General features: G+C 72.0%; 13 protein-coding genes. 12 read left to right on the forward strand and 1 reads right to left on the reverse strand.

Annotation, left to right across the window (positions count from 1 at the left end):
- The first annotated feature begins 40 nt into the window (after positions 1-40).
- Entirely contained in the window at positions 41-1,327 is a 1,287-nt protein-coding gene (locus tag NBY69_RS25070) for an MFS transporter (RefSeq protein WP_250303741.1), read from the forward strand.
- Positions 1,328-1,438: 111 nt separating this feature from the next.
- Here the strand turns inward: NBY69_RS25070 and NBY69_RS25075 are convergent, their stop codons facing one another.
- A complete protein-coding gene (locus NBY69_RS25075; RefSeq protein WP_250303742.1) occupies positions 1,439-2,071 on the reverse strand; it encodes a TIGR03085 family metal-binding protein in 633 nt (210 codons plus the stop codon).
- An 83-nt stretch (positions 2,072-2,154) separates the two neighbouring features.
- Here NBY69_RS25075 and hisI point away from each other — a divergent pair, with 83 nt between their 5' ends.
- The 11 genes from hisI (at position 2,155) to lgt (ending at position 10,993) form a co-directional block, all read left to right on the forward strand.
- Positions 2,155-2,523 carry a phosphoribosyl-AMP cyclohydrolase gene (gene hisI / locus NBY69_RS25080; protein ID WP_250303743.1) on the forward strand — a complete coding sequence of 123 codons (369 nt, stop codon included), beginning with the start codon at positions 2,155-2,157 and terminating at the stop codon, positions 2,521-2,523.
- A 103-nt stretch (positions 2,524-2,626) separates the two neighbouring features.
- Positions 2,627-4,111, forward strand: a complete 1,485-nt coding sequence (locus NBY69_RS25085) for an anthranilate synthase component I (protein ID WP_250303744.1) — start codon at positions 2,627-2,629, stop codon at positions 4,109-4,111.
- Positions 4,112-4,128: 17 nt separating this feature from the next.
- A complete protein-coding gene (locus tag NBY69_RS25090) occupies positions 4,129-4,779 on the forward strand; it encodes a TIGR02234 family membrane protein (protein ID WP_250303745.1) in 651 nt (216 codons plus the stop codon).
- A gap of 101 nt (positions 4,780-4,880) precedes the next feature.
- Positions 4,881-5,129: an HGxxPAAW family protein gene (locus NBY69_RS25095; RefSeq protein ID WP_250303746.1), complete on the forward strand. Its 249-nt coding sequence runs from the start codon at positions 4,881-4,883 to the stop codon at positions 5,127-5,129.
- A gap of 72 nt (positions 5,130-5,201) precedes the next feature.
- A complete protein-coding gene (locus NBY69_RS25100; protein ID WP_374211330.1) occupies positions 5,202-5,666 on the forward strand; it encodes a DUF2752 domain-containing protein in 465 nt (154 codons plus the stop codon).
- A 171-nt stretch (positions 5,667-5,837) separates the two neighbouring features.
- Positions 5,838-6,647, forward strand: a complete 810-nt coding sequence (trpC, locus tag NBY69_RS25105) for an indole-3-glycerol phosphate synthase TrpC (RefSeq protein WP_250303747.1) — start codon at positions 5,838-5,840, stop codon at positions 6,645-6,647.
- A 6-nt stretch (positions 6,648-6,653) separates the two neighbouring features.
- Entirely contained in the window at positions 6,654-6,791 is a 138-nt protein-coding gene (trpM, locus tag NBY69_RS37680; RefSeq protein ID WP_368078203.1) for a tryptophan biosynthesis modulator TrpM, read from the forward strand.
- Between the two features lie 66 nt (positions 6,792-6,857).
- The gene (gene trpB / locus NBY69_RS25110) at positions 6,858-8,105 is read left to right on the forward strand and encodes a tryptophan synthase subunit beta (RefSeq protein ID WP_250303748.1); all 1,248 of its coding nucleotides are present in this window, start codon (positions 6,858-6,860) and stop codon (positions 8,103-8,105) included.
- Positions 8,102-8,914, forward strand: a complete 813-nt coding sequence (gene trpA / locus NBY69_RS25115) for a tryptophan synthase subunit alpha (protein WP_250303749.1) — start codon at positions 8,102-8,104, stop codon at positions 8,912-8,914. The genes trpB and trpA overlap by 4 nt, the downstream gene beginning before the upstream one ends.
- A gap of 72 nt (positions 8,915-8,986) precedes the next feature.
- Positions 8,987-9,808, forward strand: a complete 822-nt coding sequence (locus tag NBY69_RS25120; protein ID WP_250303750.1) for a thioredoxin domain-containing protein — start codon at positions 8,987-8,989, stop codon at positions 9,806-9,808.
- 120 nt (positions 9,809-9,928) lie between these two features.
- Entirely contained in the window at positions 9,929-10,993 is a 1,065-nt protein-coding gene (gene lgt / locus NBY69_RS25125; protein ID WP_250303751.1) for a prolipoprotein diacylglyceryl transferase, read from the forward strand.
- Positions 10,994-11,088 lie beyond the last annotated feature (95 nt).

The raw sequence follows: 11,088 nt of genomic DNA on the forward strand, positions 1-11,088 counted from the left end.
AGCTAAGCACCCGACGCTGAGCACCCGAGAGGACCCCGGCATGCACGCGACCACCGCAGCCGTCCCCACGGCCCCCGTGGAACGGCCCGCCCACCGCGACGGCAACATCATGCGCTGGCTCGGCGCCTACACCGCGTCGACGGTCGGCGACAACGTCTACTACCTGGCACTGGCCTGGGCCGCGGCCCGCTCCGGCAGCGCCGCGCAGGCCGGTCTGGTCCTCGCCGTCGGCGCCGTCCCGCGCGCCCTGCTGATGCTCGGCGGGGGAGTCGTCGCCGACCGGTTCGGCCCGCGCCGGGTCGTCATCGGCAGCGACGCGGCCCGCACCGTGATCATCCTCGGGACGGCCGCCTGCCTGCTGCTCACCGGACCCGCACTCGGGCTGCTGATCGCGATCGCGCTGGTCTTCGGCGTGGTGGACGCACTGTTCCTGCCCGCCGTCGGCGCGCTGCCGCCGCGCATCACCACACCCGGCCAGCTCGGCCGCGTCCAGGGCCTGCGCGGACTCGCCTCCCGCGTCGCCGATGTCACCGGGGCGCCGATCGGCGGGCTCGCGGTCGCCCTCGGCGGATCCGTCGCCGCCTTCACCGTCGCGGGCGGGCTCTTCGCCGTCTCCCTGGTCCTGCTGCTCGCGGTACGGATGACCCCGCTGCCCGCCACCGCCGCCGACGCCACCGCCACCGCCGACGCCGCTCCGGCCGAGGACGGCGGCGAGGTGACGGCCTGGCGAGAGCTGGTCGGCGGACTGCGCTACATACGCCGGCACCACGTACTGGCCCCGCTGATGCTCGTCATCGCCGTCGGCGAACTGGGCTTCACCGGGCCGCTCAACGTCGGCCTCACCCTGCTCGCCAAGGAGCGCGGCTGGGGCGCGTCCGGGATGGGCTGGATCGTCGCCGCCTTCGGGATCGGCGCGGGAGCGGCCTCGCTGCTGCTCGCGGTACGGGGGCGAATACCGCGCGCCGGGCTCGTCCAGTCCTTCGCCCTGGTGGGCGGGGCGGCAGCCGCCACCGGACTGGCCTTCGCGCCGTCGGTGGCCCTCGCCGCCCTCGCCGGGGTGTTCGTCGGGGCCCTGGCCGGGCTCAGCGGGGCGATCTGCGGAGCGCTGCTCCAGTCGGTGACCGAGCCCGCCTACCTGGGTCGCGTCACCTCGGTCGCCACCCTCTTCACGCTCGGCATCGCACCGCTCAGTTACCCGGTGACCGGTGTGGCCATCGGGGCCTGGGGGACCGGCCCGGTCTTCGTCGCCAGCGCGGCCGTCTGCGCCTCGGGAGGGCTGATCGGACTCGCGTCGCGGGTACTGCGACGGGTGGAGCTCCCGCGCTGACCGGCCACGGCCAGGCCGACGTGCCGAAGCCGCTGACCGGCCCGCGGCTCACGTCCCGATCCGCAGACCGGCCCCCGGCTCGCAACCCCGAGCCGCTGACCGGCCCGCGGCTCACATCCCGAGGTTCGCCTCGATCGCCTTGGCGGACGCGTCCTTGTCGCCCTCCACCTCGACCTTCGCCGCGTCCTGCCGACCGAAGGCGAACATCAGCAGCTCACCGGGCTCCCCGGTCACCGTCACCACCGGCGTACCCCGGTGGGCCACGGCCGTCTGACCGTCCGGACGGCGCAGGACCAGACCCACCGGGGCCTTCCGGCCCATCAGCCGGGCCGCCTTCTCCAGCCGCTTCCACAGCGTCTCGGCGAAGACCGGGTCCAGCTCACGCGGCGACCACTCGGGCTGGGCCCGCCGGACGTCCTCGGCGTGCACGAAGAACTCGACGGTGTTGGCGCCCTCGTCGACCTGCTTGAGCGCGTACGGGGAGAACTTCGGCGGACCCGTACGGATCAGCTGGATCAGCTCCTCGTACGGCTTCGAGGCGAACTCGCCGTGCACCCGGTCCAGGCGCCCCTTGAGCGCGCCGATCATGATCCCGCCCGCCGCGTCGAGACGGCGCTCGCGCACCACCACATGGGCGGCGAGATCGCGGGTCCGCCACCCCTCGCAGAGCGTCGGAGCATCGGGCCCCGCCGCCTCCAACAGGTCGGCGAGGAGAAGACGTTCGCGTTTGGCATGGGTCGACATGCCCGCCAGCGTACGACCGCCGGACCCGTTCCGCCCAGTGGACGGCGACCTGCGCGGCCCCACCGGCACGGCACAATGAACACATGACCCGTACGCCCGGCACGCCGCCCCCCAGCAATCTCGACCCCGCCGTAGCCGCCCGCCTCAAGCGCGACGCCGACGGCCTGGTCCCGGCCGTCGCCCAGCAGTACGACACCGGCGAGGTACTGATGCTCGGCTGGATGGACGACGAGGCCCTGCACCGGACGCTCACCACCGGCCGCTGCACGTACTGGTCCCGCAGCCGCCAGGAGTACTGGGTCAAGGGCGACACCTCCGGGCACACCCAGCAGGTGAAGTCGGTGGCACTGGACTGCGACGCGGACACGATCCTGGTGAAGGTGGACCAGGCGGGAGCGGCCTGCCACACGGGCGACCGGACGTGTTTCGACGCGGACGTGCTGCTCGGGTAGCGGGCAGGCGTCCCGGAGCCCCGCAGGCTCGGAGACCGCTCGAAGGTGTGGGAACAGGGACGGCATGGATCCCCCCGGCGCAGCGGCACCTAAGCTTTCCGCCATGGATCTTGAGACCTTCCGCCAGCTCGCCGCCGACCGCCGCGTCATCCCCGTGAGCCGCAAACTCCTCGCCGACGGGGACACCCCGGTGGGTCTCTACCGCAAGCTCGCCGCGGAGCGCCCCGGCACCTTCCTGCTGGAATCCGCGGAGAACGGCCGCTCCTGGTCCCGTTACTCCTTCATCGGCGTACGGTCCGCCGCCACCCTCACCGAGCGCGACGGCCGCACCCACTGGGAAGGCACCCCGCCGGTCGGCGTCCCCGTAGACGGAGACCCGCTCCAGACGCTCCGCGCCACCGTCGACGCGCTGCACACCCCGCGCGACCTGGCGGGCGGACTGCCGCCCTTCACCGGTGGAATGGTCGGCTACCTCGGATACGACATCGTGCGGCGGCTGGAGAAGGTCGGCCCCGGCGAGCGCGACGACCTGAAGCTGCCCGAGCTGACCATGCTGCTCACCTCGGACCTCGCGGTGCTCGACCACTGGGGCGGATCCGTCCTGCTGATCGCCAACGCGATCAACCACAACGACCTCGACACCGGGGTCGACGAGGCGTACGCCGACGCGGTCGCCCGGCTCGACGCGATGGAGGCGGACCTCGCCCGCCCCACCGAGACCGCCCCGGTGGCCCTTCCCGCCTCCGAGCTGCCCGAGTACACCGCGCTCTGGGGCGGCCCCGATTACCAGGACGCCGTCGAGGACATCAAGGAGCGCATCAGGGCCGGTGAGGCCTTCCAGGTCGTGCCGTCCCAGCGCTTCGAAACCCCTTGCACGGCAAGCGCGTTGGACGTCTACCGGGTGCTGCGGGCGACCAACCCCTCGCCGTACATGTACCTCTTCCGCTTCGACGGCTTCGACGTCGTCGGATCCAGCCCCGAAGCGCTCGTCAAGGTCGAGGACGGCCGGGCGATGGTCCACCCGATCGCCGGGACCCGGCACCGCGGCGCCACCCCGCAGGAGGACCAGGCCCTCGCCGAGGAACTGCTCGCCGACCCCAAGGAGCGGGCGGAGCACCTGATGCTCGTCGACCTCGGCCGCAACGACCTGGGACGGGTCTGCGCCCCCGGCTCCGTCGAGGTCGTCGACTTCATGTCCGTCGAGAAGTACTCCCACGTCATGCACATCGTCTCCACCGTCACCGGCCGCGTCGCCGACGGACGCACCGCCTTCGACGTCCTCACCGCCTGCTTCCCCGCGGGCACCCTCTCCGGTGCGCCCAAGCCCCGCGCGATGCAGATCATCGACGAGCTGGAGCCGTCGCGGCGCGGACTGTACGGCGGGTGCGTCGGCTATCTCGACTTCGCGGGCGACTCCGACACCGCCATCGCCATCCGTACCGCGCTGCTCCGCGACGGAACGGCGTACGTGCAGGCCGGAGCCGGTGTCGTCGCCGATTCCGATCCGGTGTCCGAGGACAACGAATGCCGCAACAAGGCGGCGGCCGTCCTCCGCGCGGTCGGATCGGCGAACCGCCTCGCGGGGTAATCGAGGCGTAAGGGATAGTGGGGTACGTGAGTGCCGTACCCCCGCCCCGATCCGAAGCAGGACCGGCCGCAGCCTCGTCGGGCAGCCGCCGCAGTCTTGCCACCGCCCTGCTGCTCGGCGCAGCCGGAGCCGCCGTCGTCCTGCTCGCCTCCGGGCAGACGTGGTCCGAGGGCAAGGCCTCCGTCGGCGGCGGCGCCCTGCCGCTCACGGCCGACGGCGGCGACGTCACCGGCGTTCCCACGGCCCTCGCGATCGTCGGTCTGGCCGCGCTCGTCGCGGTCTTCGCCGTCCGCAGCGCCGGCCGGCTGTTCGTCTCCGCGCTGCTCGCCCTCTGCGGAGCCGGAGCGGCAGTCGCCGCCTTCCTCGGTGCCGGGGACCACTCCGCGCTGGACGAGAAGGCCGCCACCACGGCCGGGAACACCGCAGCGACCATCCACGCGCTCTCCCACACGGCGTGGCCCTACGTGGCCGCGTTCGGCAGCCTGCTCATCCTCTTCGCCGGCCTGCTCGCGCTCCGCTACGGCAAGCAGTGGCCCGCCATGTCCAGCCGCTACGAGCGTGACGGCACCCCGCGCCCCCGCCAGGTCCGCAGGGCACCGGACCCCGAGCGGCCCGAGGAGATCTGGAAGGCGCTCGACCGCGGCGAGGACCCCACCCGCGAAGCGTGACGGACAGCTCACCCCCCAGCTCATCCTCCGGGGTCGCCGTGCGCGACAATGGAAGCGAGCTTCGACACAGGGCTTCGACACACAGCAACGAGGAGCAACTCATGGCGGGCACCAGCCACGGACACACCCCGGCCGCCTGGACCGGCGTCATCATCGCGTTCATCGGCTTCTGCGTCTCGGGCGCCTTCATGGTGATGGCGAGCCCGGTGGGGGTCGTTGCCGGACTGGTCGTGGTGGCTCTCGGCGGGGTCGTCGGCCTCGCGATGAAGGCCGCGGGCCTGGGCATGCCGAAGGAGTCAGCGGCCAGCGCGGCGGCCAGGCTGCAGGCCTCCGAGGCGCAGGCGGGCTGAGACCGGATTCCGATGTGAGGCGCAGTCCGGTCACGGGCTGCGCCTTCTCGCACGAACGGGGACAATCACCGGGTGGATCCCTACGCAGCGCCTGCCGCCCTCCGCGCCCCCGTGCCCGCTCCCGGGCCCGCGGCCCCCGAGCCCCTGGCCCGGCGTCTCCTCGTCCCGCTCGGCACCCTCGCCGCCGTCGCCGCCGCGTTCACGTACGTCGGCTCGGTCGACCCCAACCACCCCGGGCACTACCCGGTCTGCCCGCTCTACGCGCTGACCGGCATCTACTGCCCCGGCTGCGGCGGGCTGCGCAGCGCCCACGCCGTCGCCCACGGCGACCTGGTGGCGGCGCTCGGTGACAACGCGCTGGCCGTCGTCGGGTACGGCGTCTTCGCCGTGGTGATGGTGGGGTGGCTGATTCGCGCCGTACGGGCCAGACCGACGCAGGTCACGCTCAGGCCCGTGTACTGGTGGGGGATCGGCGCCGTGGTCCTGGCCTTCTCGGTCGTACGGAACCTCCCCCTGGGTTCCTTCCTGGCCCCGTGAACGCCCGGCGCGAGCGCCCTCCGAGCGCCTTCCGAGCGCCCCCCGGGTGTCCCGGGGAGGTCCGCGGAGTGAACTCACTTCGGCCGGATGCGGGGCCCGGCGCCTTCTACGGATACCATCGCCATGGCTGATCCTGATCCATCCACACCGTCCCGGAAGGGGGCCGCTCGCGTGAGTGTGCTCGACGAGATCATCGAAGGCGTACGCGCCGACCTCGCGGAGCGGCAGGCGAGCGTCAGCCTCGACGAGCTCAAGGCGCGCGCCGCGAAGGCCCCGCAGGCCAAGGACGGCGTCGCCGCGCTGCGCGGTGACAGCGTCAAGGTCATCTGCGAGGTCAAGCGCTCCAGCCCCTCGAAGGGCGCGCTCGCCGCCATCGCCGACCCCGCCGCGCTCGCCGCCGACTACGAGGCGGGCGGCGCCGCGGTCATCTCCGTGCTGACCGAGCAGCGGCGCTTCGGCGGCTCGCTGGCCGACCTGGAGGCCGTCCGGGCCAAGGTCGACATCCCCGTGCTGCGCAAGGACTTCATCGTCACCGCGTACCAGCTCTGGGAGGCGCGCGCGTACGGCGCCGACCTGGTGCTGCTGATCGTCGCCGCCCTGGAGCAGGAGGCGCTCGTCTCGCTGATCGAGCGAGCCGAGTCGATCGGCCTCACCCCGCTGGTCGAGGCGCACGACGAGGACGAGGCCGAGCGGGCCGTCGCGGCCGGTGCCCGGATCATCGGGGTCAACGCGCGCAACCTCAAGGACCTCAAGGTCGACCGCGGCACCTTCGAGCGCGTCGCGCCCGAGATCCCCGCGCACATCGTCAAGATCGCCGAGTCCGGTGTCCGCGGCCCGCACGACCTGATCGCCTACGCGAACGCGGGCGCCGACGCCGTCCTGGTCGGCGAGTCCCTGGTCACCGGCCGCGACCCCAAGGCCGCCGTCGCCGATCTCGTCGCCGCGGGCGCCCACCCGGCGCTGCGCCACGGACGGGACTGACCCCACATGGCCATCGCCCGTCTCTCGCGTGGGTGCAAGCCCCGCGGCTGCCGTGCGCCCGCACGGCGGGTGCACGGGCGACGGGTGCGCTACCACATCGGCTCCGAGCCCGGCCAGATCAACGGCATGCGATGGCGTCGCTGAGCGGACAGCTCAGCAACACCTTTCACCTCCTGCGTACCACCCCTTACGTACCTGCGGAGATCACGCATGTCTTCAGAATTCTTCATCCCGGACCCCGAGGGCCGGATCCCCAGCGCCGAGGGCTACTTCGGTGACTTCGGCGGCAAGTTCATCCCCGAGGCGCTCGTCGCCGCGGTCGACGAGGTCGCCGTCGAGTACGACAGGGCGAAGGCCGACCCGGCGTTCGCGGCCGAGCTGAACGACCTCATGGTCAACTACACCGGTCGGCCGAGCGCCCTCACCGAGGTGCCCCGTTTCGCCGAACACGCCGGTGGCGTACGGATGTTCCTCAAGCGCGAGGACCTCAACCACACCGGATCCCACAAGATCAACAACGTGCTCGGTCAGGCGCTGCTCACCAAGCGGATGGGCAAGACCCGCGTCATCGCCGAGACCGGCGCCGGACAGCACGGCGTCGCCACGGCGACCGCCTGCGCCCTGTTCGGCCTCGAATGCACCATCTACATGGGCGAGATCGACACCGAGCGCCAGGCGCTCAACGTCGCCCGGATGCGCATGCTCGGCGCCGAGGTCGTCGCCGTGAAGTCCGGCAGCCGCACCCTCAAGGACGCCATCAACGAGGCGTTCCGCGACTGGGTCGCCAACGTGGACCGTACGCACTACCTCTTCGGCACCGTCGCGGGACCGCACCCCTTCCCCGCCATGGTGCGTGACTTCCACCGGGTGATCGGTGTGGAGGCCCGCCGGCAGATCCTGGAGCGGGCCGGACGGCTGCCCGACGCCGTCGCCGCGTGCGTCGGCGGCGGTTCCAACGCCATCGGACTCTTCCACGCGTTCATCCCGGACACCGGGGTACGCCTGGTCGGGTTCGAGCCCGCCGGGCACGGCATCGAGACCGGCGAGCACGCGGCCACCCTGTCCGCGGGCGAACCGGGCATCCTGCACGGCTCACGCTCGTACGTGCTCCAGGACGAGGAGGGCCAGATCACCGAGCCCTACTCGATCTCGGCGGGCCTCGACTACCCGGGCATCGGCCCGGAGCACGCGTATCTGAAGGACGTCGGCCGCGGCGAGTACCGCGCGATCACCGACGACCAGGCCATGCAGGCGCTGCGGCTGCTCTCCCGCACCGAGGGCATCATCCCGGCCATCGAGTCCGCGCACGCGCTGGCCGGTGCGCTGGACCTCGGCAAGGAGCTGGGCGAGGACGGACTGATCGTGGTCAATCTGTCCGGCCGCGGCGACAAGGACATGGACACCGCCGCCCGGTACTTCGGGCTGTACGACGCAGATGCCGAGGTGGCAGCCAAGTGAGCGGGAACACAGCGTTGTTGAGTGCGGTACTCGCCGGGGCGAAGGCCGAGGGGCGCGCCGCGCTCATCGCCTATCTGCCGGCCGGATTCCCCACCGTCGACGGCGGGATCGCCGCCGTCAAGGCCGTCGTCGCGGGCGGCGCCGACATCGTCGAGGTGGGGCTGCCGCACAGCGACCCGGTCCTCGACGGACCCGTCATCCAGACCGCCGACGACATCGCGCTCAAGGGCGGGGTGAAGATCGCCGACGTCATGCGCACGGTGCGCGAGGCGTACGAGGCGACGGGCGCGCCGATCCTCGTCATGACGTACTGGAACCCCATCGACCGGTACGGCGTCGAGCGCTTCACCACCGAGCTCGCCGAGGCGGGCGGCGCCGGCTGCATCCTGCCGGACCTGCCGGTCCAGGAGTCCGCCCTGTGGCGCGAACACGCCACGAAGCGCGGTCTGGCGACCGTCTTCGTCGTCGCGCCGAGCAGCAAGGACGAGCGGCTGGCGACGATCACCGCAGCCGGGTCCGGCTTCGTCTACGCAGCCTCGCTGATGGGCGTCACCGGCACCCGGACCTCGGTGGGCGAGCAGGCCCAGGAACTGGTGGAACGCACCCGCGCCACCAGCGACCTGCCGGTCTGTGTGGGCCTCGGGGTGTCCAACGCCGAACAGGCCGCGGAGGTCGCCGGGTTCGCCGACGGAGTGATCGTCGGATCCGCGTTCGTCAAGCGGATGCTGGACGCGGAGGACGAAGCCGCAGGTCTCGAAGGCGTACGCGAACTGGCGGGCGAACTGGCCAAGGGCGTACGCAGAAGCTGACGCCGTCGCTCGTACGGGTGGAACTGGGACCGGGGAGGCACGCTCGTGCCTCCCCGGTTCGTTGCTGCGGGTGTGAGCGAGAAGAACCGAGACGCGAAGAGGGCCGCCCGAGAGCGGCTCATCGAAGAGCGCGAGAAGCAGAAAGCCCGTGACCGGCGCAAGCGGGGAGTGATCGTCGGCGCTGCGGTGGTGGCCGTCCTGGCCGTGGCCACCGTGATCGGCGTGTTCGCGTCCCAGACGGGCAAGCACAGCAGCAGCGACAGCGCGAGCCCGGTCGTCGCGCCGAGCGGAGCGACCGGGAAGGACAGCCTGGCGGTCCCGGTGGGCGCGAGCGACGCGCCGTCCACGCTCACGGTCTGGGAGGACTTCCGGTGCCCGGCCTGCGGCCAGTTCGAGAACGGCTTCCGCAGCACCATCCACGAGTTGGAGAATTCGGGGCAGCTCAGGGTCGAGTACCACCTCGCCACGCTCATCGACACCAACATGGGCGGCTCGGGCTCGCTGCGCGCGGCCAACGCCGCCGCGTGCGCGCAGGATGCCGGAAAGTTCCCCCAGTACCACGACGTGCTCTACGAGAACCAGCCCGAGGAGACCCAGGACCCCTATGCCAAGAACAGCCAGTTGATCGCGCTCGCGGGCAAGGTCAAGGGGCTGACGACGGCCGCCTTCACCTCCTGCGTCAACAGCGGCAAGCACGACAGCTGGGTGAAGAAGTCCAACACGGCTTTCCAGCAGGGCGGTTTCAGCGGCACGCCGACCGTCCAGCTCAACGGCGAATCGGTCTTCCCGAAGAAGGGGAACGAGCAGATCTCGCCCGACAACCTGAAGAAGTGGGTCACCGAGGCGAACAAGGGCAAGAAGGCGGGCACGGTCTCGCCGACCCCCTCCGCCTGACCGCCTCCGGGGCGGCCCTCCGGGGCCGGTCCCCGAGCCCGGTCCGGCGGGGCTCGTTACTCATACGTTGCCGGGTGGGTTGCCCGATGACCCGCCCGGCAATGTAGCGTCGGCGATGCCATGAACCTTGCCTACATCCCCAGTCCGTCGACCGGCGTGATCCATCTCGGACCGATCCCGCTGCGCGGCTATGCGTTCTGCATCATCATCGGTGTCTTCGTTGCCGTCTGGTACGGGAACAAGCGCTGGGTCGCCCGGGGCGGCAGAGCCGGCACGGTGGCCGACATCGCCGTGTGGGCAGTGCCCTTCGGCCTGGTCGGCGGTCGGCTCTACCACGTCATCACCGACTACGAGCTGTACTTCAGTCCGGGCCGGGACTGGGTCGACGCCTTCAAGATCTGGGAAGGCGGCCTCGGCATCTGGGGCGCGGTCGCGCTCGGCGCGGTCGGCGCCTGGATCGCCTGCCGCCGCCGGGGCATCCCGCTGCCGGCCTGGGCCGACACACTGGCCCCCGGGCTAGCCTTCGCGCAGGCGATCGGCCGCTGGGGCAACTGGTTCAACCAGGAGCTGTACGGCAAGCCGACGGACGTGCCCTGGGCGCTGAAGATCAGCGAGGGGACGAACCGGGTCGCCGGGACGTACCACCCGACCTTCCTCTACGAGTCGCTCTGGTGCGTCGGTGTCGCCCTGCTCGTCATCTGGGCCGACCGCCGCTTCAAGCTCGGACACGGGCGGGCGTTCGCGCTGTACGTCGCCGCGTACTGCGTGGGGCGCGGCTGGATCGAGTACATGCGGGTCGACGACGCGCACCACATCCTCGGACTGCGGCTCAACGACTGGACCGCGCTGATCATGTTCCTGCTGGCCACCACGTACTTCGTCGTCTCGGCGAAGCTCCGGCCGGGCCGTGAGGAGATCGTCGAGCCCGCCGCGGTGGCCGACGCCGAGAACGTGGCCGACACGGAGAGCGTGGCCGACGCCGAGGACGCCGCACCGGCCAAGGACGCTGCCGACGCCGAGGACGCCGCACCGGCCAAGGACGCTGCCGGCACCGAGGACGCTGTGCACACCGAGGCCGCTGCCGACAGCGAGGACACGGCGGAGGCAGCGGACACCGCCGATGTGGTGGCCGCCGGAGCCGAGACCGGTGGGGGCGGCGCGGAAGCGAAGGCCGAGAAGGCCTGACACACCCCACGTAGCTGCGACGCAGAGGGCCGCCCGGCCGTGCACGAGCCGGGCGGCCCTCTGCGTTCTCCCCGCCGGGGCAGGACCGGCCCGCG

The sequence above is a fragment of the Streptomyces sp. A 4/2 genome, assembly GCF_940670765.1.
Classification (GTDB): Bacteria; Actinomycetota; Actinomycetes; order Streptomycetales; family Streptomycetaceae; genus Streptomyces.